General features: G+C 61.7%; 14 protein-coding genes and 1 tRNA gene. 4 read left to right on the plus strand and 11 right to left on the minus strand.

The genetic code is table 11. The annotated features are described in order from the left end of the window. Window positions 1–231: 231 nt before the first annotated feature. The 5 genes from CRD59_RS02370 to CRD59_RS02390 all read right to left on the minus strand — a co-directional run bounded on the left by CRD59_RS02370 (window position 232) and on the right by CRD59_RS02390 (window position 10,993). On the minus strand, window positions 232–1,701 hold the full coding sequence (locus CRD59_RS02370; RefSeq protein WP_407923098.1) for an FAD-dependent oxidoreductase: 1,470 nt from the start codon (window positions 1,699–1,701) through the stop codon (window positions 232–234). A 72-nt stretch (window positions 1,702–1,773) separates the two neighbouring features. Next, window positions 1,774–3,795, minus strand: coding sequence for a heavy metal translocating P-type ATPase (locus tag CRD59_RS02375; protein WP_113853006.1), 2,022 nt, complete (start codon window positions 3,793–3,795; stop codon window positions 1,774–1,776). Between the two features lie 371 nt (window positions 3,796–4,166). Further along, window positions 4,167–6,293: an isopeptide-forming domain-containing protein gene (locus tag CRD59_RS02380; protein ID WP_113853007.1), complete on the minus strand. Its 2,127-nt coding sequence runs from the start codon at window positions 6,291–6,293 to the stop codon at window positions 4,167–4,169. A gap of 305 nt (window positions 6,294–6,598) precedes the next feature. Then, a complete protein-coding gene (locus CRD59_RS02385) occupies window positions 6,599–8,791 on the minus strand; it encodes an isopeptide-forming domain-containing protein (protein ID WP_113853008.1) in 2,193 nt (730 codons plus the stop codon). Window positions 8,792–9,157: 366 nt separating this feature from the next. Further along, on the minus strand, window positions 9,158–10,993 hold the full coding sequence (locus tag CRD59_RS02390) for a trypsin-like peptidase domain-containing protein (RefSeq protein WP_113853009.1): 1,836 nt from the start codon (window positions 10,991–10,993) through the stop codon (window positions 9,158–9,160). Window positions 10,994–11,248: 255 nt separating this feature from the next. Between CRD59_RS02390 and tgt the strand changes: the two genes are divergently transcribed. Together tgt and CRD59_RS02400 are read left to right on the plus strand one after the other, a co-directional pair. Then, window positions 11,249–12,514 (plus strand): tRNA guanosine(34) transglycosylase Tgt, encoded by a 1,266-nt coding sequence (tgt, locus tag CRD59_RS02395; RefSeq protein WP_113853010.1) that lies wholly within the window; start codon window positions 11,249–11,251, stop codon window positions 12,512–12,514. A 258-nt stretch (window positions 12,515–12,772) separates the two neighbouring features. After that, window positions 12,773–12,855, plus strand: a tRNA-Leu gene (locus CRD59_RS02400). Window positions 12,856–13,182: 327 nt separating this feature from the next. On the opposite strand, the gene CRD59_RS07805 is transcribed toward CRD59_RS02400, so the two are convergent. The 4 genes from CRD59_RS07805 to CRD59_RS02420 all read right to left on the minus strand — a co-directional run bounded on the left by CRD59_RS07805 (window position 13,183) and on the right by CRD59_RS02420 (window position 17,494). Further along, window positions 13,183–13,473 (minus strand): hypothetical protein, encoded by a 291-nt coding sequence (locus CRD59_RS07805; protein WP_127920930.1) that lies wholly within the window; start codon window positions 13,471–13,473, stop codon window positions 13,183–13,185. A gap of 1,071 nt (window positions 13,474–14,544) precedes the next feature. Continuing rightward, window positions 14,545–15,621, minus strand: a complete 1,077-nt coding sequence (locus CRD59_RS02410) for a class C sortase (protein WP_161522260.1) — start codon at window positions 15,619–15,621, stop codon at window positions 14,545–14,547. Window positions 15,622–15,713: 92 nt separating this feature from the next. Next, the gene (locus CRD59_RS07945) at window positions 15,714–16,607 is read right to left on the minus strand and encodes a class C sortase (protein ID WP_161522261.1); all 894 of its coding nucleotides are present in this window, start codon (window positions 16,605–16,607) and stop codon (window positions 15,714–15,716) included. A gap of 605 nt (window positions 16,608–17,212) precedes the next feature. After that, window positions 17,213–17,494 carry a metal-sensitive transcriptional regulator gene (locus CRD59_RS02420; RefSeq protein ID WP_113853014.1) on the minus strand — a complete coding sequence of 94 codons (282 nt, stop codon included), beginning with the start codon at window positions 17,492–17,494 and terminating at the stop codon, window positions 17,213–17,215. Window positions 17,495–17,581: 87 nt separating this feature from the next. On the opposite strand from CRD59_RS02420, the gene CRD59_RS02425 reads away from it, so the two are divergent. After that, window positions 17,582–20,425 (plus strand): heavy metal translocating P-type ATPase, encoded by a 2,844-nt coding sequence (locus CRD59_RS02425; protein ID WP_236632674.1) that lies wholly within the window; start codon window positions 17,582–17,584, stop codon window positions 20,423–20,425. Window positions 20,426–20,511: 86 nt separating this feature from the next. Here the strand turns inward: CRD59_RS02425 and CRD59_RS02430 are convergent, their stop codons facing one another. Then, window positions 20,512–21,663: an alpha/beta fold hydrolase gene (locus CRD59_RS02430; protein WP_113853016.1), complete on the minus strand. Its 1,152-nt coding sequence runs from the start codon at window positions 21,661–21,663 to the stop codon at window positions 20,512–20,514. 301 nt (window positions 21,664–21,964) lie between these two features. Between CRD59_RS02430 and CRD59_RS08340 the strand changes: the two genes are divergently transcribed. Continuing rightward, window positions 21,965–22,165, plus strand: a complete 201-nt coding sequence (locus tag CRD59_RS08340; RefSeq protein ID WP_407923099.1) for a hypothetical protein — start codon at window positions 21,965–21,967, stop codon at window positions 22,163–22,165. A gap of 106 nt (window positions 22,166–22,271) precedes the next feature. On the opposite strand, the gene CRD59_RS02440 is transcribed toward CRD59_RS08340, so the two are convergent. Next, window positions 22,272–23,633 (minus strand): chloride channel protein, encoded by a 1,362-nt coding sequence (locus CRD59_RS02440; protein ID WP_236632675.1) that lies wholly within the window; start codon window positions 23,631–23,633, stop codon window positions 22,272–22,274. Window positions 23,634–23,684: the final 51 nt, after the last annotated feature.

Raw genomic sequence — 23,684 nt, forward strand, 5'->3', positions numbered from 1 at the left:
TGAGTACGGTAGCCCCCACGGCCACAATCCGCAGGAAGCGGGCGCCCCCACAGTGTTTGCAGTTCACGTTTATGTTCCTCTCCCACTACTTTCCGCGCATGCCTATCATGAAAGAGATCCTGCGGCAGCCCCAGCCGGCGATCGAAAATAGATTCCCATACTATCAGCACGTCGAGTACCGACGATTCCGGCTGCGGTCCGCGAAAGCAACAGCCTGTATATATCCCCACTTCAATCCAGGGCCAGGTGGCGCAGGTGGTCCGGGTCGATGGCCTTGATGCGTTCGCGACCGACCTTGGCTCCCTCGGATCGCTCGTAGGCATCGACCTTCTTCCAGCCGGCGAAATCGATTGGGTGCACGCCCTTAGAGGCCAGTAGCTTGTCGGTCGAATCCTCGGACCGGTCCGGTGCCAGGCGCCCACGCGAGGGAGTGGCGGCCAAATCCGCGAGCATGTTCGAGATGGTCTCCAAAGCGTCGGACTTGGTGGAGCCAATCAGCCCCACCGGACCACGCTTGGCCCAACCGGTCGCATACAGGCGAGCGATTGGCCGGCCGCCCTCATCAGCTGGGGCGCTGTAGAGGCGGCCGCCCTTATTTGCCAGGGTATAGGCGTCGAAATCATACGGAATCCCCGCCACTTCAGCGGGTTTGTAGCCGATGGCGTGGTAGACCGCCTGCACCGGATACTCGGTGTATTCCCCGGTCCCACTCATGTTACCGTCCGGGTCCACGCGCGTATGCTCAACGCGGATCCCGCTCACCCTGCCGTCCTGTCCGATGATGGCGGCCGGCATCTGATAGAAGTGGATGTAGTATTTGCGGTCAGCGGGCTTACCTTCAAAGTCGGTACCGCCTTCATCCTCCATGTCCGCGGACATGTCCCGAATAGCGTAGAGCTCCCCCAGCATCTGCCGGGTCAGCTTGTCCTCGCCGGCTTTTTCAATCGTCTCTTCATCCAGATCGAAGTCGTCCTGGTCGACGACAATCTGCACGCCCGGCAGCTTCTCCAATTCACGCAGCTCCTGTACCGCGAACTTGGCCTGCGCCGGTCCGCGGCGGACGAACATGTGCAGCTCACGCGCCCTGTTGCCTTTGATGCCTTCGTAGACATTATCGGGAATGTCGGTAGGCAGGAGGTCATCAGCTCGGCGCATCAGGATGCGTGCCACGTCCATGGCTACATTTCCGCCGCCGATCACGGCCACCTGCCCGGCCTCCAGGGGCCACTCACGTGGTGCGGAAGGATAGCCGTCATACCACTCCACAAAGCGCGCAGCCCCATACACGCCCTTCAGACCATGCCCCTCGATCTCCAGCGGGCGGTCAGCGGTGGCTCCGGTGGCGAAGAGCACCACATCGTACCGTTCTTCCAGCTCGTCCAGCGTGATGTCCTTGCCGAACTCCACATCCGCGTACAGGTGAAGGGCGGGGTTGGCCAGGGTCTTCTCCAGGGCGCCGGCGATGTATTTGATGCTGGGGTGGTCGGGGGCCACGCCGTAGCGCACCAGCCCGAAGGGCACGGGAAGCTTCTCGAAAATGTCGATGCGTGCGTCGATGCCCAGACCCAGCTCCTCACCTTTCTCCTTCAGCTGCCGCAGGAGGATGTCGGAGGCATACACACCTGCTGGTCCCGCACCGACCACGGCCACTTTCAGACGTCCGGAGGTGTAGGAATCGTTCTGGTTCATGCTTGCGCTCATGCCCTACAGCCTATCGCAAAGCCTCAGCTTGCAACAGACCACAGTCCGCCCGTAGCGCTGTCCGGATCGCCTTCAGTCCTTGTCCATCAAGGCGGACAGAGCCCACAGGATGGATACCACGTCGATCGCCTCCTGGGCAAAAGCGCCGACCACAACCGGAATAAGGTTGAAAGCGGCGGCCAGCATGCCCAGGGTCGCCAAACCCAAGCCCACCACCACAGCCTGCAGCATGACCCGCTTGGTACGACGAGCGATGGCGATCGCGCGTGGCACACAGGCGATGTCGTCCTTCATGATGACGGCCTGGGCGGATTCGGAGGCGGCGGTCGTGGAGCCGTCGGTGATGGCGAGCCCCACATCCGCAGCGGCCAGGACCGGCGCGTCGTTCACTCCGTCCCCCACCATCATGGTGATGGTCTTCGTCACGGATTCGCCGATGAAGCGGGTCAGCCAGCGGTCCCACCAGGGTTGCCTTCCCGGGTCCCGTCGGGAGGCTTCGGCGATGATCTGAGCCTTGCCTTCGGGGTAGAGCCCGGCGTGCACATCCTGGATACCCACCTGGTCAGCGATGATTCGTGCTGAATCCATCTTGTCACCGGTCAGCATCGACAGGCGGTTGACCCCCATGGCACGCAGGACGGCTATGGTCTGGGCGGCATCCTCGCGGGGCACGTCCTTCATCACGATCCTGCCGGCCAGTTGGCCATCGACCGTCACATAGGCGGCCATCTCGTCGGGAGCCAGCTCGGCGAAATGCTCGGCACTCCCGGCCGAACCCACACTGCGGCCGGCCTCCGTCACATAGTCGAAGCGTCCTACACGAATACGGTGCCCATTGACCCGCCCATGCACCCCTTCCCCGGAGTCCTCGGCGACGCCCTCGGCCCGGAAACGCGGGAGCGCATCGTCATCACCCGAGGCCCGCGCCTCTTGCTGAAGCTCCCGCCGGGCCCTGTCTCCCGCCGCTGTGATGCCATTGGAGAGAATGTGGACCGAATAGGTCTCCACGGCCCCAGCCATGGCCAGGATCTCCCGCTCACCCAGCCCAAGGCTGGGACGAGCGGGTTTGTCGATACGGGTCACGCGCGGCCGCTTGACGGTCAGGGTGCCGGTCTTGTCGAAGAAGACATGAGACACGCGTCCCAGGTTCTCGATAACGTCTTGGGTCTTGATGAGCACACCCGCCTTGGCCAGCCGTCCGGAACCGGCCATATAGGCCACCGGCGCAGCGATCAGCAGGGGGCAGGGTGTGGCCAGCACCAGCACCTGGGCGAAACGGGTAGGCACACCTGAGACAATCCAGGCCACACCGGCGATGATGAAGGCCAGTACCGTGAAAGGCACGGCCAGCAAGTCTGCCGTACGCACGACGGCCGCGCGTGACGATTGGGCCGAGCGTACCAGTTCCAGGATCCTCTGGTATTGGGAATCACGTGAAAGCTGGGTGGCCTCCATCAGGAAGGTGGTGGAACCGTTGACCGCACCCGACATGAGCCGGGAACCGGCCACCATCTGCCGAGGCACTGGTTCGCCGTTTATATTTGACAGGTCGAGCGTGGCTTCGCTGGAGATCAGCTCACCGTCCACGGGCACGGTCTCGCCCGGCTTAACCACCAACACGTCGTTCAAGTGGACTTTGTCCACTGTTACCGTGCCCCAATTTGAGTCCTGGAGCTTGGCTACGCCGTCCGAATAGTCGGCCGCATGGCCCGTGCCTCCACGAATGACGTGGGCCGTCTGCGGGGCCGCGGCCACCAGTGCGGTCAGGTTGGAAGACGCTGTGGATTGGGCATACTGCTCTATGGCGGCTCCCGAGTAGACCATGAGAACCACGGCCCAAGCGGCCCAGTATTCCTTGACAGCCAGAGTGGAAAGGATGGCGACCACGGCCAGGATATCGACACCCACATGCCCGTGGCGCACGTCGTCAATCATGCCACGGAGGGTGTCAACCAGGGCCACAGCCACCAGAATCGTTACAATCCAATGGGCGACGGGCTGATAGGACCCCCAGAGCAGCCCCATGACGGCCCCGCAGACGATGGTCACCACCAACAACGGCACATGCCTGGCAAAGGCCAAGGCTTCCTTCATGCTTCCTCCGATACACCCCTGCAGCCCCACCCAACCGCAAGGCAATGAAAAGTTGCCGGCCGCCCCAAGAACGCCCGGCAACTCACCAATGAATCAATACAACCAATTATGCACCCAACCGTAGGCCTTCATCCCCTTACAGACGAGGCGGCAGGTGTGTTCCGAAACCGGTGTACCACCAGTTACGAAACGTTCCGGTCCACTGAAAGCGGACCGATACCGTGAATGCTGCTTCAAACCCCTTATGACCGATCACAACCCATGCGGAACAATCCTGTTCTCTTTGAAACCGACCAGCACCCTTTCAGATGGCTTGGAGCAGACCCCGATCAGCACCCGCACAGCGGAAGCATAGGGCCACCTGGACCTGATCAGGCGCGGTGAATGGCATGGGATTGACGGCGCTCGCGATACTTCGAGGCCGCGAGACCGGCGAACATGACAAGCAGACCGACAATCAGCATAAACAGGATGCCCTGGCCGCCGGTCAACGGTAAAGCGCCGACCTTGGCCGGATCCTCCTGGTCCTGTCTCCAGTTGACCAGGCCCTTGCCAATCACATCCCCACGCATGTTCTTGAATGGCGACGTGTCACCGGTGGGCATGTTCTTTGTCGCATAGTCCTTGAAGTCCAGCTTTGCGATATCCGCTCCGGCGCCTTCAGTCAGCGTCCCCGGCTCAGCACTCTGATACTTGCTGAAATCCACAGTGCCGAATGCGATTGAGGGGGCCCGGTAATCCGTTGTCGGACTCGTGCCGCCCGTCGGGTCGTACTTGGGTTTCGTGACCTCAAGCAGCCCGAACTGCAACTTGTTCCTATCCGCATAAACCTTGCCGGTGGCGCTGTCCACGATCGGCACTCCTACGAAGCTGACGACGCCCTTGGAATTCGAGGTGGCCTCCAAGGCGGTGACACCGGAGGGCAGGGTCGCCCCTTCCGCGTAGAACTTACCGTCACTGCCCAGGAATCTGGTCTTGTCTCCCACGGGAGTCAGACGAAAGACCGCGCCGGCCAGCCCTTTCAGCGTCGTATCCTTCTGGTCCTTTTTGTTCGTCTTCGCGAACTGCAGACCGGCTGTGGGTACTGAAGCCGTCGCGTAATAGGGATCATGCGTGGCATTATCCGCGTTGTCCGATGCAATCGCGTTGGTCAGTAGCCCCATGGGAGATGCCTCGCCATCATCCGAGCCACTGACTTTCGTGTCATATGTGAGCTCCAGTTTGATGTCCGTATAGGTTTTGGCCGCATCGTAATGTCCTGCGAGTTCCCCCAGTCCTCTACCGTTCCAGTTGGAATACCATTTGACGGTGAGAACAGTCGAGTTCTTCTCCAGGTCGGGAAAAGTCAGCATATCCTTGACCGGTCCTGTCGTCATGGCCGTACCCTGAAGACTGTCACTGCGTTTGTTCACATTCCCGTCGCTGCCTGGGCGCGGATCGATAGTGACGTAGCCGCCTGTCGTGATGTCCTCGGTATGCTGCGTCCCGTCCTCGGTCCAGGACAAATCCAGATGCGGCGGCTGGTTTACGTATGTCAAAGCAGCCGGCACCCTGTCGGTGGCTTTCATGAACAAGCCGGGTCGTCCGCCGTCCCGAATCTCGCTGAGTTGAATCCTCCCATCACCGTTCATCCCGCCTGCACGCGTATCGTCGTAGAGTTTCTGCGTGACCTTCCAGGTGACCGTGTCACCCACCTGCGCCAGATTCCCGGGTCGAGCGGTCCCATCGGGAGCGGTTACCTTCACCGCGTCCTTGGCGATCTGGGACTCGTTCACATTCTTGGGGTAGATGTGCAGGTTATAGACGAAGCCGTCCTCGCTTGAGGTGGAGGTGACGGTTCCCGCAGCATCCCTATTGGTGGTCACGTTCGTGGCACGGTAGGGCAGGTCGAAGATGGAAGGCTCGGCCTTCGTATAGGCAGGGTTGAACAGGGGGTTGTCCGGCCGAGTATAGGGGTTGTCCATGTCTGATTCCTCAAGCAGGTAGTAGTAGCTTGAGTGGTTAGCGCTGTCGACCGGGAACCCGGGGATTATGTTTCCGGCTGAATCGCGCCAGAAGCCGTCGCCGACCGATGACGAATCGCCATTGGTGATCAGACCCTGGGCATCGGTCTTACCCTTATATACCGTCCCGGTCCGAACATAGCTATCGGTCTTCGGATCCATGCTACCCGGGGTACGGCCAGCCTTTGGCGTCACACGGGTCAAGACGAAGGTCACGCCCGCGCCTAATTTGGGACTGGTAGGAGCGTCCCTGACCGAGCCTGTCGACTTTTTCCCCGCAGCCTTCGTCAAAACCTTGGTCAGGGTCAGCTTGCCAGCCTTGTCAGGAGCATCTCCACCGAGAAATTCATCGGCAGTGTCATAGGTCGTCGTTGCCGTATCGGCATTGGCCGCCGGCACAACCGCCAGCATCATCCCGGTGGCGACCACCAGGGCCAACAGACCCGTGGCCTTCGCCTTGTTTCTGCCCCACAGCTCAAGCATATGCTCGCGCATAGCACTACCTTCCAACCTAGACCCAGACGGACCCCCAACTAGGTTGGAAGCTTCCCCCGCTGCTTGTCTCGTTACCGACTGCGACGTCCCCAGCGACCCGTAGCGGCCGCAAGGAGCACCGACGACGGCACTCACTGATTACCACTGTAGCAGGCCACCCCGGCCCCGGCACACACGGGCTGCCATAGCCATCGGACCGTCACAGATCAGTCCCGCACCGATTGTCTGCGTCTGGAGTGAATACGACTGTCGGGCGCCCCCCGATGAACAGGGGACGCCCGACAGGATTAGAGGAGCGGAGCGGGTCAGGCCCGGTGGGCTCCGCGAGCCATGCGGCGCTCATGCCTCTTGGAGACCAGGAGACCGATCAGCATGACGATCAAACCCACAATCAGCATGAGCAGGATGCCCCGGCCACCGGTAAGTGGCAGCGCTCCGACCTTGGCCGGATCCGTCTGGTCCTGCTGCCAGTTCATAACACCTAAAGTGACGGGATCGCCCTTGAGATTCGTAAATGGCGATGTCGGGCCAGTCGGCATATTGGGAGTTTTATAATCCTTGAAATTTAATTTGGACATATCCGCAGGAACACCCAAGCCAGCAGCCTCCAGCTCAACCGTTGACTTGCCGGCATACTGGCTGAAATCTATCGTCTGATATGCAATCGAGGGAGCCTGGTAGTCAAGCATCGGCCCACTTGGATTAGCCGGATTATTATATTTTGGCTTCTCGTACTCGACCATGTCAAACTTAAGTTTGCTGGTATCATCATATACTTTCCCGGTGGAAGGATCGATAATAGGAATTCCCGTAAAGGTCACTATACCCTTGGAGTTAGAGGTACCTTGAACAATCTTTTGTTTCTCGATCCTAACTTCATCGACCTCGCTCATACTGATGTATTTTTGCGAACCCGGGGCAGTACCACTAATACCAGACCTATTGTTATATAAAAACTTTGTTTTATCGCCGTCATGCTTGATTAAGTAGAACACTGCTCCGCTTACACCTTTGAGAGGGTGCGTATCGTCTCTCTTGTTTGTCTTGACAAACTGGACGCTCGGAGTTGCCAGAGACGCTACAGCTTTAAAACTCTTTGTGCCTGCACGAAGGTTATCTATGTTATCAGAGGCTGCAATGTTACTATCCCAGCCTAATGGACTGTCATTGGTACTATCACCTGACCCATACAGCATGGTTGTCCTTACTGTAAGTGTCAGCTTTATATCTGTATATGTAACACCAGGCCGATAGTTACCTGCCAATGTCCCCAGTGCGTTATTGGACCCGCCTTTCCACTCTACTGCAATGTAATTGGGGCTCATAACGAAGGAGGGGAACATACTACCGGCTGCCCCTCCAATACGGGCAACATTCCCAGCGTTTGACATAGAATTCAAAGCCGCAGTACTAGTGTCATTCACAGCGGCATGTTGAACCCCATTCTCTTTCCACGATAACGTCCTTGTCACTCCGCGCCCAGATCCGTAACCAGAATCTAGGGCCACGTTTCTTGGAAACCTGTCAGCGATTTTCAAGACTGTAGTTGCAGTATTTGTAACTGCACGTATCTCCGACAAATCTAATTTACTGTCGTTATTTAATGCTCCGGCTGGATCACTATTACCATCGTAAAGCTTTTGCGTTATCTCCCAAATGACATCGTCTCCATCCTGTGCGACTTTCCCCGGTCGTTCAGGTCCCGTACCACTACAATATCCGGTTCCACCCCCCACGCTGTTTGGCTGGCACACCGCTACAACTCGCTTGGACAGCTGGGAGTAATTCACGTTCTTTGGGTAAACGTGGAGATTGTAGACGAAACCGTCCGTGGACGTTGGGGCGCCACCACCGGACGGGTTGGTGGTGTTGGTGGCACGGTAAGGCAAGTCGAAAATGGCCTTTTCGGCAGGTGCATAAGTCGGGTCGAACAAGTCGTTGGACGGATTGGTGTAGGGGTTGCCGCTACTGTCACCCGTGACCTCTTCCAACAGATAATAGCCGATGGGAAAGGAGGCCACACTTCTTGTGTCATCGTAGCTGCCGGTGTGCCAGTAGCCAATGCCACTGCCACCGTTTTGGATGACACCTGAACTATTGGTCTTGCCCACATACGTTATACCACGAGTGAAAGTGCGCTCCTGGTCGGGCTTCATATTGCCTGGGGTCACGCCGTTCGGGGTGACAAAGGTCAGCTTGAAAGGCACGTCCTTGGCAACCTGATTGGCCGGAATATTGGGACTGTTCTTGTCCTGGACCGAACCCGTGGCCTTGAAGCCCTGAGTCAGGGTAAGCAGCTTTGTCACGGTCAGTTTCGCGGGGTGCGACTGTTCAGCTGTAGTACCGGCAATGAATTCATCCTCGGAGGTGTACGTCGATGTGTCGGCGTGCGCGGGCGGCATGACCGCCGCCACCATCAACAAAGCCACAGCGAACGCCAGGAACGCCACCAGCCGGGCCTTGCCCCTGGTCCACCAACGCAGTGAATGCTCGCGCATGTCACACCCTTCTTCAACCTGAAATCCCATGCACCCCTGGCCCCCACCAGGAGCTCCCCCGAAGCCTGCTCACCAGCTGCCGGCCCGCTGCCAGGCGGACCCACCACTGGGACCAGCAGGCATGCCACTACCGACATTCTGAATATAATCCTAGCAGCTCAGCCATACAGCCCCAAATGCCAACCTTGTCACTTTCCCTGAGTGCGACTGAATCTTCACCTGCCGCGGCCTCATACGGAAGGGCGGGGCGGCCAGCCGGATTCCGCCCGACCTTGCCGCCCCGCCCACCGCCGGGACCGGAGAATCACCGGCCGCGTGACCACCGATCCTCGATTCCTTACCCCCTCATTCCCTTCTATTCACCGATCATTGGCCTCCGAAGAGGAAGCCAAAGGGGTCGTCATCCCCCGAGCCATCCGAGCCATCCGAACCGCCGGACCCCGAATCACCCTGCTTCTTCTTGCTGCGCCCATTTGAGTCTGACCTGGGTGTGCCGTTGACCGCCTGCTCCTCCTGGTCGAGGATGACATTCAGATCCAGGGCCTTGCCGGAACGCACGACCGTGATCTTGGCCTTGGAGCCGAACTCGGCCGCCCGCACATATCCAAGGAGTGAGTAGTTGTTGTTGACCGCGTGGTCATTGAAGGCCACGATTACGTCGCCTTCCTTGATCCCCGCCTTGTCAGCCGGGGAGCCTGAAGTGACCTTCATGACCTTAGCGCCGCCTCGTGTGACGCCGTCCGCCTCAGCGGTACCGGACTGGATCGTGATGCCCAGGGCCACATGCTTGACCTTGCCGTCCTTGATGATCTCATTGGCGATACGCTTGGCCAGGTTGGACGGAATGGCGAAGCCTATGCCGATCGAACCCGCCTGTGACTTGGAGTTTGCCGTCGAGGCGATCGAGGAGTTAATGCCCACGACCTGACCGGCGACATTGAAGGTGGGCCCACCCGAATTGCCTGGGTTGATGGCCGCATCCAACTGGATCGCGTTCGTGACCACAGGGGTTCCGCCGGATTCATCCATGACCGAGACCGGGCGGTCAAGGGCGGAAACAATACCCGTCGTGGCCGTGTTGTCATAGCCCAACGGATTGCCGATTGCCATGACGTTCTCGCCCACGGCCAGCTTGCTTGAATCGGCGAACTGGGCAGGCTTCAAATCCTTGGGGGGATTGTCCAGCTTGATGACCGCCAGATCGGCGGTGGAGTCGGTGCCGACCACCTGGGCCGAGTAGATCTGACCGTTGGACAGGGTCACCTGGATCTTCTGGGCGCCCGAAACCACATGGTTGTTGGTCACGATATGGCCCTGTTCATCCAGGATTGCCCCTGAACCGGCGCCTACACCGTCCTTGACCTGCACCTGGATGGAGACTACGGAACCGGAGACGGCCTTGACCACGGTCTGCCAGTCAGGGGCCTTGCCGTCCGGAACCTTGGCCGAACCCTGGCCGGAGCTGTCGGAGGATACCGAACCCAAGGAAGAGGAAGAAGGCACTGAAACCCAACCATTTGTAATGGCCGCCCAGCCCAGAGCCAGCATCAGGGCCGCCGCCACGACCGCCGCAATAACCGCAGTGAGCACATACCGGGGCTGGCCGGGCGTAGGTTGCGGCGCAAAGGGACGATTGCCGCCGGGCTGGGGCTGCTGCCCAGGCTGGTTGCCGGCGGGAGGGAAGGCGCCGGGAGTTCCATACCCATTGGCCTGCTGCTCACCTGAACCCGGCTGGCCCTGCTGACCGAATGAACCGAAAACGGGAACCGTAGGACGGCCCTCCTGCCCCTGCTGACCGTCGACCGTGGGCTGTTCGCCAGAGGAAGAATGATGGCCGAAAATGAAACCTTTACCACGTGCCTGGTCGGATTCCGGGTCGGTCCCCTGCGCTGATGGCTGGCCCTGCTGCGGCTGCTGTCCCGAAGGTGCATAGGCACCGTAGAGCGGCGCTGGACGGTACGAAGGGATCTGCCCATTGGTGTCGGCCGGAGGCCCCGCCGGTTGGGATGGCTGCGTAGGCTGTGCCTGCAACGGGCCAGCACCAGCAGGGTCCCCCCAATCAGCACCGCCTTGGACCGGCTGATCGCCTGCGGCACCATTGTTGTTACCGGATGTTTCGGCCTTCCCATCGTCGATATGGCTGGGCTGCCAGGACTGTCCGTCCGATCCCTGCCAGGGGTTGATATTGTTGTCGTCCGCCATCGCTACTCCTTCACGCTCGCTTGCGTTTCGCCTGCCGTGCCGGGACTCGCACCCCTACCTATCGGTCTGGGTTGATTATACGTGCCGCCAGGTGCCACAGAGGCCGGCTTTGCACTGTGCTTACAGTACAGACAATCAATCTGGACGTTTTCTGAATGCCAGCTGAAAAACCATCGCCCGGTTTTCCGCATATCCGCCGAAGGAGCGAGAGGAAGCGGCGGGTTCCCCTGCCGGGGCCCCGGTACAGTTAATGACATGAGCGATAGCATCAACCCTGGCACCTTCGGCTTCGAGACCCGGACCCGCCTGCCCTCCACTGACGACGGCCTGGGCCGTGACGGGGCACGCTATGGGCGAACAGGAACAATTCACACGCCACACGGCGACATTCACACGCCCGCCTTCATCCCCGTCGCCACACAGGCGGCCATGAAAGCCGTGCTGCCGGAGCAGGTGGAGGACCTGGGGGCGCAGGCCCTGCTCTCCAACGCCTTCCACCTGTTCGAACGGCCCGGTGAGGACGTGCTGGACGAGGCCGGCGGGTTGGGGCGGTTCATGGCGTGGTCCGGGCCCACCTTCACCGACTCCGGCGGCTTCCAGGTGCTCTCACTGGGTGCCGGTTTCAAAAAGACCCTGGCCATGGACGTGACCGGCATGAAGTCCGACCAAGTGATAGCAGAGGGCAAGGAACGCCGAGCCTTCGTGGATGAGGACGGCGTGACCTTCAAGTCCCCCCTGAACGGGAACAAACACCGCTTCTCCGCCGAGATCTCCATGGGCATACAACACAAAATCGGTGCGGATATCATGTTCTCCTTCGACGAACTGACCACGCTCATGAACACCCGCTCCTACCAGGAGGAGTCCGTGGAGCGCACCTACCGCTGGGCCCGGCGTTGCATAGCCAAGCACGAGCATCTGACCCAGGCGCGCTCCGACAAGCCCTACCAGGCCCTGTTCGGGGTGGTTCAGGGAGCCAATTACGAGGACCTACGCCGCCGTGCGGCCGGTCAGATCGCCTCACTTCCCTTCGATGGGGTGGGCATCGGCGGCGCCATCGAGAAGCGGCTCCTAGGACAGACCTGCGCCTGGATCTGCGACGAAATGCCCGAGGAGCGGCCAAGGCATGTACTGGGCATTGCAGCCGTGAACGATATCTTCGCCGGCGTTGAGAACGGCGGCGACACCTTCGACTGCGTAGCACCTGCCCGCTGCGGCCGTAACGGCGCCGTGTTCACCCGGGACGGCCGCTGGAACGTGATGCGTACGGCCATGCGCCGCGACTTCCGGCCGATCGAAGAGGACTGCGACTGCTACACCTGCACCCACTACACACGCGCCTACATCTGCCACCTCCTCCACGCCCATGAGCTCAACGGCTTCACGCTCGCGACCATCCACAACGAGCGCTTCTTCGTACGGCTCCTTGACGAGATTCGCGCCTCCATCGACGGCGGTTACTTCGACGAGTACAAGGAACAGACACTCACCAGGTTCTATGCCCACGGGTCCAAAGGCTGAGCTCCCGCGACAGCGACCGCGCGAATCCCCGGCCCGCAAAGACCTGGCAGGCGCCATCGGCCATCGCGCCGTCGTACGGTGGAGCCGCGTCGAACACGACGAACGATGACTGAAATCGTGTGGCAGAGTGGATACACCACACGCGTGCCGCCGCTAAGGCACGGAATGGTGCCGACCGCCACCTGGACGGGCGCGACACGACCGAGCCGGTATGGGGTTGCGGGGTGGAAGGAAGCCTGGTAAGTTTACTGATTGCTTGCGAACGTGGCGGAATGGTAGACGCGCTGTCTTCAGGTGGCAGTGAGCTTATGCTCGTGAGGGTTCAACTCCCTCCGTTCGCACTTTTCATTCCTCGTTCAGTAACTGGAATCATGAGAATCTCATAGACTGGCAGTAGCATACCCGCCCTCGATTCTCACGGATGAGAAAATTGCAAGAAGACGGCCCAAGAAAACATCGATGTCGAAACTGCGACCGTGAACTGCGAGCAAAGGCCCGTATCCTGCGAGTGCCCCGGGGGGGGGGGGCTGATTATATCCAAGCCCACTACCCACGATGGAGTGTGTTATGACCAGCAAGCCCCCCCCCCCGGTTGCAAGTCAGGCAACAGCCTGACCGTGACTGGACAGGCATGTCCGGGTTCAGAGAGGCGAAATACAGGCCATGCCTCAGTTGTTCGGACTGATCCCGAAGAAAAAGGCGATGTGGGCATCAAACCAGGAATAGCCCAGATCGAAGGTCGGCAGAAATCCGATGCGCATCATGAGGCCGAAGGAAGCCCATGCGAAGAACAAAGCGACGACCGCCAGCACCCACCACAGTATGGTGAGTCTCTTTTCACGCGTACGCAAGGCCTTGATGTCCTTCGGGCTCTTGCGACTCCAGACTGGCGTGTGCCGCGCCTTCGGGACGCTGGCGCCATCGTGCCTGGCCGCGCGCCGTGAACGCGAATGCTTCACAGCAGCATGGGACGTCGATGCACCATCCGAACCCACCCTTGACTGATCGGTTGATCTGCTTGCCATGGTTGAGATGGCCTCCGTTGAACGTTGTGATGTGAGGGCAGGCGCAGCAGCGGTCCGGGGATCCGAAGCCCCCGCATCGACCGGTGTCACCGGATAGGCGGGCGCTGGCCGACCAGGCTCGGCGGAAGACGACAACCGGTCCGAAGGCAGCGAAGCCCTATAAGGCTCATCGGTCATGTATGCCCCATGGGACCGACCTTGATATGTAGCGGGAGAGAAAGCAGGCAGCGGTGAGGAAGGCCCTGCAGGCACCGCCGGAACCGCCGGAGCCGCATAAGAGGCAGATGGGGCGACACCACCAGGGGACGCAAGGCCGGAACCTTCGAACCCGGCCCTATAGCCGTTTCCCTCTTGGTGCCCAAGAGCCGGTGCCTGAGACGGGCTCATCCTCCAACCGGCATCGGCCGGCAACGCCGCACTGCTGGGAATCGAGTCGGTCGTGCGAGGCGATGGATTGGAGGCGGAAGCAGCCACCGACCGGTCAAGGGACCGTCCGGAGAACCCCGAAGACAAGTTTCCGTTTCCACCGTTGCCCGCGAAATCCACAGAGCCCGCCGAAGCAGGGTAGGAAGTGAGAGGAGGCACCGTCGGACCGGAAACCGGCACGACCGGGCCCGACTCGGATGCCGACTCCGGCAGACCCATCAGCTCAGGTGAATCATCCGCCTGCAGGCTCAGCCGGGGCACTTCCATATACATCCGGCCGCCGCCACTGTGGTCACCCGCTCCCGGGGCCGATCCCCTAGAACCTGCGCCGCCATAGATTGAAGCGACCGCATGGGCCACGGACATAGCCGAGGCATGCACGGGTTCGCAAACATGCTCCGGCCCCGCCACGCCAGCATCCGACGACCGATCTGCATACTCATTCAACGCCATCTGGCACAACACCCCTCGACCCGTGAACAGTGGCGGACACGGCTACAGGCCTGTCCTCGCGATATGGTTTCCACCTTACTATAGGATCCGCAGCCGGCTCCGAGCGGGACAACCGACCGTCGGACATCAAACCGAAGAGCCGTCACCGGAGTCGTCATCGGACCCGCCCCCATCCGGCAGGGAGGACCTGGCGAGCAAGACCGTTGATGCGGGATCCCTTGGTATTTGTCCGCCGGCAGTTGGTGCCGAACCGGCCGACGGGGCATCCGGATCGTGCTCTCCGCCGGGCAAGCCACCGGCCACCCCCGGGGGGCCCCCGGAACCGAGTCCATAATTGCGCCGGATCAGAACCATGGCGATCCGCACCTGTCTACGCTTGCGGGTGACCATATTCATAAGTAAGGCGGTGATCAGCAATGCCACGAGCAGGACCCACAGGACCCACTTGGGCGCGCCCTTGGGCTGTGTGGGAGCAATACCCTCGCCGATATAACGGCCGCGCACGAGCAGGCGGTGCGAGTTGATGCCGTAAGGCGTGCAGGTGAGCAGGGTCACGTAATTACGGCCCTCCACCGGCTGCAGGTTGCGCACATCGCTGGGAAGGATCACGCGGATCTGATCCACCTTGTACGACAGGTGGTGGTCCAGCACTCGCACCTGGAAGATGTCGCCCTTCTTCATCTGGGTCAGATTGTCGAACAGGATATGGCCTACAGCGCCGGTGTGGCCAGTGATCACCCCATGCTGGGTCCTGTTATCGGTCGGGATGTGGGTCGTGGCTATATGACCGGTGCCTTTGAGAAGCACCTCGTCGCTGGTACCGTGATAAACCGGTAATTTGACCGAGATCTTGGGGATGTCCACATAGGCCATCATGCCCTTGCCATCCACATTCAGGGTGTGGTTGTACAGGTTCACGGGGTACTTGAGTTTGTGGTAGCGGAAAGGGTCTCGCAGGGTAGGCTTACCCAGGGCCTCGTCGTACTGCTTGGCCTGTTTCCACATCTTCGCCTTCTGGGCCGGAGTCAGGTGGGAGACGATGGAGTCGTAGGCATCGATTGACGCGCTGGCGTCCTGGTAATTGACGTACGAAGCCACCAAGGGATACATAAAAATGCCCAGACCGATCAGGAAAATCAGCAGGTCGGTCAGGGAGCGCCATTTGATTCGGGCACCAGCATGCTGCCCCTGCCTGGAACCCACACGAGGCCTTGCTCCACCGGTAGGACCGACAGCCTGACGCGCTCGGCCCCGTCCTCTCCTGCTGGCGGTTCCTGACCGCTCGCTACGCCTGCTCATGCCGCCCCCAGGCCATGGCCCTCTTCGGCCAGGGCCGCAGCCGCATCGGCACGCAACTGCTGCCTGCGCAAGCCAACGTACACTGCGCCGACCACCGCCAGAATCAAGGGTATTGCGGTGACGATCAACATGAGCGGTGAAAGCGGATGTTCAATCTGCGGCTTGTCCGTCGTAACGCCGGTCAGTTCTCCGGAGACAAGGAGCCGATGGTCGTTGACGCCCTTGGGCGTACAGGTGAGCAACGTCACGACGGTCTTGCCTTTCTGCGGACGAAGTGCGTCCGTTTCGGTGGGTTTGACCGTGGTGAGGTCGAAGACCTTGTAATGATATGTTTCGTCCAACACACGCACCGAGAAGGTGTCCCCCTTGTGCACACGATCAAGATCGTCGAAAACATGCATGTCGTCCAGCCCGGTATGCCCGAATAGGACCGACCGGGTGCCTTTCACCTCGGCTGGGATGGCGGTCTGCGCCAGATACCCCACACCTCGTGTCATGACACGGTCCACGTCGCCGTAATAGACGGGACCGGAGAACTTGGCCTTGGGCACGGACAGGTAGCCCGCCATGTCCGGACTGACCTGCCCCAGGATCTTGGTGTAGTCCTCCACCTTGCCCGCATCCTTCTGAGCCTGCCCGCCGGACTTTTGGGGTCCGAAGGGGTCCAGGGAACCACCGGCGCGCAGATGGTTGTCATACTCCTTGATTTGGGCGCGGATGTGCTTTATCTGCTTGGGACTGAGCTTCTTGACCGCCTGGTCGTATTTGTTGGCCGACCGCGCCTGCTCATGGTCGTTGCTGTTCTGCATGAGCAGGCTACCGCTATAGAGGGCATAGCCAAGGGCGAACATGCAGACGAGGACCACGGCAATCAGGACAGACCAGTCCATCCGCGCCCGTTGGGCGGACTTGTGACTGACGGGAGCCGGACCTTGCGCCGACCCCAAGGCGGGGCCAGAACCCGAGCCGCCACTTGGACCGAATCCCGCAGCAGGGCTGGAAAGCGGGCCTGAACCAGGCATGGGGCCGACTTCCGGTACGGAATCATGAGTAAAGCCGGAGTCGTATTGAGGGGCTTGTCCAGGTTCGGACCGATAGCCACTGGCGGAGGCGGGAAAAGCGGGAGCGGACTCGGACGAAGCCAAAGAGCCGCTGGCCCGAAGCTGCGACGATTTCCCCAGGCCAGCCGGCGGCTGTATGTCAGCCGCCCCCGAATCGGCCCCCTGCCCGGTCCCGCCATTCGTCGGCCGATCCTCTTTCCGCCTGCGCGAGAAGACGGACGAACCGCCGTGTCTGGGCTTCCCTGCCTTGCCGGGGGCATGCTGCGCTTCGTGCGCACTATGAGGAGCATGCCTGGCCATTCGCACCACCTTACACTGTTTTCGGCAATGAGCCGGGGGAACCCCTTTCCTGCCCGGCCATAAGTCTTTCACCAGCATAGGCGGTCGCCGGTACACCGGCATCGACCATGCGGGCAGCGTAACCGAGGTTCCGGCTAGGAACGCACCAGCCGTCCGATGGCGTCGGAAGCCTCCCGCATCTTCTTATCCGCCTCCTCCCCGCCTTTGGCGGCGGCTTCGCGCACACAGTGGTTCATATGGTCGTCCAGGATGTTCAGGGCCACGGATTTGAGGGCGGATGTGGAGGCGGCCACCTGGGTGAGCACGTCGATGCAGTAGGCGTCGGACTCCACCATCTTTTCGATGGCACGCACCTGCCCCTCAATTCGGCGCAGACGCGTGACCACCCTCTTCTTGTCGCTTACATAGCCAGCCATGCCAGCCTCCTCAGTCTGGTTCCCTCCCGCGCATCCGCGGATCCTCTTGCGCATTATACCCCCCCGGGGTATAGTAGAACATACGACTTGCCTGGAGAGGAGCTCGCCTTGCTCAACGCTATCGTCGTCATTGTGGCAGTCCTGGTAACGGCCGCGATCATCTGGTACTTCTTCGCGCCCGCCAAGGCCGCACACGCCTCGAGCGAAGGCGGTGTCCAGACCGCGCACATCACGGTGAAAGGCGGATACACCCCGCAACTCACGGAGGTGGAGGCCGGACGGCCCGTGAGGCTGGTCTTCGACCGGCAGGAAGGCGGCGAATGCTCATCCCATGTGGTCTTCGCCGACCTTGGCATCGACCGGATGCTGCCGGCCTTCGAGACCACCACGCTCAACCTGCCCCCACTCCAAGCCGGCGACCACCCATTCGCCTGTGGGATGAACATGCTGCATGGGATGCTCCGCGCCCTGCCCGCCCCTGGCGGCGCCGACGGCACGGCTGCAACCCAAACCAAGACGGCCCCGCCTGCGACGGCTACCCAGCCGAGCCCGGAGGCACACACCGGCCACGAATTCCGGGATGACCCGGCGAACGAGGACCGCGAGCGCGACAAGGACATCCACTCCCTGACCATCCGCTTCGTGGTCGCACTTATCTTCACGCTCCCGGTCTTCACGGCCGCCATGGCCGGCATGTTCATCCATCTGCCGCCCGTGCTCATGAATCCGTGGACCCAGCTGCTGCTGACCCTGCCGGTCATGCTGTACTCAGGCTGGCCCATCCATCGTGCGGGCTGGCTGGCTCTGGCCCACCGGTCACCGGAGATGAACTCACTGGTGACCCTGGGAACCTGCACCGCTTTCCTGTATTCGTTCTTCATCACCGCCTTCCCGGAGCTGCTGCCGGCAGGGTCGCGCGACCCCTATTACGAGGCCGTAGGCACGATTATCACGTTGATGCTGCTAGGGCAGATATTCGAGGCCCGGGCCCAGCGGGGCACCGGCGATGCAATACGCTCGCTCATCGGACTCAGGCCCAAGACCGCATCGGTCGTCAGACCCGGAGACGACGGACACGAATCCGTGGAGCAGGTACCCGTCGACGACGTCTCCGTAGGCGATATCGTGCTGGTCCACCCCGGGGAGAAACTGCCGGTGGACGGTCTGGTGGTCTCCGGGACGTCCTCGGTGGACGAGTCCATGGTGACCGGCGAACCCATGCCCGTCCGCAAGGAGACCGGCGACACCGTGGTCGGTGCCACCATCAACACCTCCGGCTCCCTGCGCTACCGGGCCACCCAAGTGGGACAGGACACGGTGCTGGCGCAAATCATCCGCTTGGTCAAATCAGCGCAAGCCTCCAAGGCGCCTATCCAGAAGCTGGCCGACAGAATCGCTTCCATCTTCGTGCCGGGGGTCATGCTGGTGGCCATCTGGACGTTCGTGATCTGGTGGCTCATCGGCCCATTGCCCAAGGGAGTCAATGGAATCGTGGCTGCGGTCTCGGTCCTGGTCATCGCCTGCCCGTGCGCGCTGGGACTGGCTACCCCGCTCTCCGTCACGATCGGGACCGGCAGGGGGGCACGCTCCGGGGTGCTCTACCGGTCAGCCGATGCCTTGCAGAATGCCGAGGCAATCGACACCGTGGTACTCGACAAGACCGGCACCATTACCGTAGGCAAGCCCGAACTGACGGACACAGCGGCCGCTGAAGGGTTCAACGCGGACCGGCTGCTAGCACTGGCCGCCGCCGCCGAGGGCGATTCCGAGCACCCACTGGCCAAAGCCATCGTAGGAGCGGCCCAGAAGCAGGATCTCCGATTAGGCAGGTCGGTCGCTTTCGAATCCGTGTCAGGAGCTGGCGTCAACGTGCTGATCGACCGTAAAGGCCTCGGGGGAGAAGGACGCGAAGCAGTGTTTGTCGGCAACCAATCCTTCCTGAAAAGCCATGGCGTGGCACTGCCGACATCCGATGCAGCCCTCATCCGTGCACAACAATGGGCTTCGCAAGGAAAGACGACCGTGTTCGTGAGCGTGGACGGCCGATTCGCGGGTGTGCTGGCCGTGGCCGACAAGGTCAAACCCAACTCGGCCAAGTCCATCCAGGCGCTGAAAGACCGGCGAATCGAGACCATCATGCTGACCGGTGACAACGAAGGCACGGCCCGGGCTGTCGGTGCCGAGGTCGGCGTGTCGCAAGTGATTCCGCAGATCCACCCGGAGGACAAGGCGCATATAGTCAAGGCCCTGCAAGAACAAGGACATATGGTCGCCATGGTCGGTGACGGCATCAACGACGCCCCCGCCCTTGCCCAGGCGGACCTGGGCATGGCGGTCGGCACCGGCACCGATGTGGCCATCGAGTCAGCGGACATCACCCTGGTCTCGGGCGACCTGGGCAGCGCGGTCACCGCGATCGACCTGTCAGGTGCGGCCATGCGCAACATCCACCAGAACCTCTGGTTCGCCTTCGGCTACAACGGTCTGGGCATCCCGATCGCCGCCGGTGTCCTCTACCCCTTCTTCGGGCTCCTGCTGAACCCGATGATCGCTGGTGCGGCGATGGCCTTCTCCTCGCTCTCGGTGGTGCTCAACGCCAACCGCCTACGGGTCAGCCCGCTCAAGGCCCGCTCCGTACGCAACCCCAAGCCGATCGATATGGAGGCGCTGAGGGCCCTGGTCAGCAAGCCCCAGCCCGAGCCCAACCCAAGTCCAGCGACGGCGATTACAACTGTGGATAAGGGACACCAATTGAAAGGAAGTGCCGATATGGCAGAGAACACCATGGTCACCGATCCGGTCTGCGGCATGAGCATCGACCCGAAGACGGCCGCCAGCAGCAGCGAATACGAGGGCAAGACCTACTACTTCTGCTCCCAGGGTTGCGCCGACACCTTCAACGCAGACCCCGCCAAGGTTCTGAACAAGTAACCAACACCAGCGGAACACGCGAAGCCGCGCATGCAGGCCACCCGCCTGCAGCACGGCTTCGTCGTATCCACAGCCGGGCAGGGCCGCTACTCCCCTCCACCCACCAAAGGGGTGGGGGCGGCGAAGAAATCGAGGATGCGGGCCAGGTAGGGCCCCAGGGTGCCGTTCGGCATGGTATAAAGCTCGTGGCAGGCCTGTGGGACGCGAACCAAGGACATGGCCCCGCCACCGGTCCGCACCTGATCCACGAAACGGTTCTGGGGCCGGGGCAGCACGAACGTGTCCGGCTCGGCTTGGAAGACCAGGGCCGACGCCTCCACCCGCTCGCACAGGGCGGGTCTCAGAAGCTCGCGCGACAGGGCTATGGCCTGACCTACCCAGCGATAGCTGGCGGCCGACGTCTGATAGGCGGGATCGGCGGCGCGCAGGCCGTGAATCCAACGTAGGCGAGCCTGGCTGGCGTTGCCCACGAACGCGGGGTCGAAGACGGGATTGAACCGGTGATGACCCGGCACCATGCGGCGGCCCTGGCCTGTGGCGCAAGCCACATGCATGAGCGCACCGGCAAGGCCCAGAGCCAGGCCGGTCCTCGGTGCGATCATGGGCGAGGAGAGCACCACGCGGTCGATCAGGGTCGGGTGACGTTCCAGCAGCGAGGCGGCTATACCGCCGCCCATGGAATGCGCGTAGAGGCAGATCGGTTGATCGCCTCCATAGTCGGTGGCCATCTCCTCGCAGAAGGTCGCCAGGTCCTCCACATAACGCCGATAGGAGTCCACCCACACCAGACTGGGGTCATCGACCCCCCGCCCGGAGAGCCCGTGCCCCCAGTGCTCCACAATGCACACGGTATAGCCGGCGAGCAGGAAGTACCAGGCCAGTTCGTCATACTTGCCGGCGAATTCGGTGAAGCCATGGGAGATGATCACCACACCCCGGTGACGGCCCTGGGAGCCCGGCAGGTTCAGATCGTCGAATGCGGAGGCTTCATAGCACACGTAGTGCAAACGGTTCGGATCGGAAGGGGACACGGCGGCACCGAACCCGGAGGCGGTAGGAGCCACCGAGGCGGATGGCTCAAGGCCAGCGGATGCCGCACCATGGCCCATGCCCTCCGATACCCCACCGGGCGCATGCGAGCGCATCCATCCCTCCCGCTTGCAGTGCTCCAAGGCCGGCAGCACCATATCGCGCATGGTCCGCTCGAAGCGCCCTTCATCAATCAGCTCCAGCTCCATAGCCCTCCAGCCTACTCAGGTGGAGGGAAGCCCGGCGCCAACCACAAGCGGCCACAAGTGGACGGACCATAGAATATGCTCGTACCCGACCGTTGGAGGATCGCCTAGGTAACTGGCCGAGCCCCCGCGCGAAAGCCGGTCTTCCCCCAGCCACCATCAAGTACCGCCCGCACTTGGGACTGCTGCCGGCCGGAGAGGAAGCGAGCGGCCGGGTCAACGAATACGGCCAGCCCCATTCCCAAGCGGTTCCGGTTCATCTCGGACCCGGTCGACGTCATCCGTCTGAGACCTGCCAACCATCATCGCCCCGGTCTGGTGGAACGAGGTGCCCGCCATCCTCAAAGGCCCCATCGACGAAGTCATGAATGAGGGCGAAGGACTGACCCATATGGAGGGCAAGCGGGACATCCAAGGCCGTCTGGCGAACATCCACAAAGAGGCGCACTCACCACTCCCCCGTCGCCCAAGCTCTACTTCCGGTTCTTCATGGGAGACGGGATAACCGCGTCTTCATCCACAAAACACTGCGGCAGCCGGGCACACAACAAGCCAAGTGGATCCACTTCGTCGGCTTCTCCATCTCCCACAGCAGGGCGACAGGCGCCAACCTATTGCACCGCCGCTGTTGACCGCCACCGGTTGAGCAGGACCCGCGAGACGGCGGCGGACAAGGCGACGGCCAGAGCCAAGGGCATCAAGGCAGGGGCCGGCAGGTGACAGACCTCGAAGAGCATGAACAGGGCCATGAGCGGGGCCTGCTGGGATGCAGCAAGGGTGGCGGCGGCACCAATCACAGCGGCCTGCCAGAAGGGAATGCCGGGGAGGAAGAGCGAGCAAGCCAAGGCGAGAATCGCCCCAAGCACGGCCCCAAGCGCGATCGAAGGGGTCAGCGTACCTCCTGCGGCGCCGGCGCGTATGGTGAAAACGGTGCAGATGGCCTTCCATACCCCGAATGTCAGGAACAGCAGGATCAGCATCCACACCGACCGTCCCTCGGCGGTGGAAACCGAAGAGGAGTCAAGTGACATCGCGGCCTGGGCCAAAGCCCGCCCGTTACCCATCACTTGGGGCACAATCGTGGCGACCAAGCCGGTCATGGCCGCTACAGCAGGCAACTGCCACAGGATGGCCCTGCCGGTGGTCTGCTGGGACTCGGCCCAGGAGGTCAAGCGCCTGAATGCCGCCCCGAGCGCCCCGGACAAAGGCCCTGCCACCAACGCGAAGAGCATGGCCCACCGCGAGAAGGGCTGGGAACCCACCTCATAGTAAGATTCAAAGCCCTTGATGGAACCCCCCACCAGGGTGGCCACCGAGGACATTCCCAGACAGACCGCTACAGTCGTCAGGTCGGCGGAGGCCAGCAACACCTCCACACCGAACAGGGTTCCGGTAAGCGGGGAGATATAGATACCGGCGAAACCTGCGCCGGCAGCGGCGGCGACCAGCAGCGGGCGATCGGACTCGCGCAGGCCCAGCCTATGGGTCAAGCGGAACCAGACGCCGCCCAGCATGGCGCCGGCCTCGCGGGGGGCCACCTCTCGACCGATCGAACCGCCGGTGGCGACCAGGAAGATCTGGGTAAGCACATGCACAACCGTCTGCCACACAGGCATCCAAGCGCCTTTGACCGCCTCCGCCACCGAAGGCACCCTCCTGGCCTTGTTGCGCAGAAGCCACCAAACGACAGCCGCCACCACCCCACCTGCCAACACTGACAATAACCTGCGCAACGGCTGCACACCGAGGGGCCCCGGCACCCCTGGCCCCTCGACGAACCCCATGAAGCCCCGCTCCACCACGTCGAGGAACAGTGAAAGCAGACCGGAAGAGACGCCGGCAAGCACCCCCAGGACGACCGTGGATAGGGCAAGAGACCACACCCGGGGCATGAACGGCCCGGAATCGTCCATACGGGCCTGTTCCCCGGTGGGCCGGCTTTCGTGCGATGCTGTCTGTGCTGCTGTATTCACGCCCACTAATCTATCGAAGTGTCGAGCCAAACCCACAAATCCGCGCAAACA

This window comes from Bifidobacterium xylocopae (genome assembly GCF_003315615.1).
Taxonomy (GTDB): Bacteria; Actinomycetota; Actinomycetes; order Actinomycetales; family Bifidobacteriaceae; genus Bombiscardovia; species Bombiscardovia xylocopae.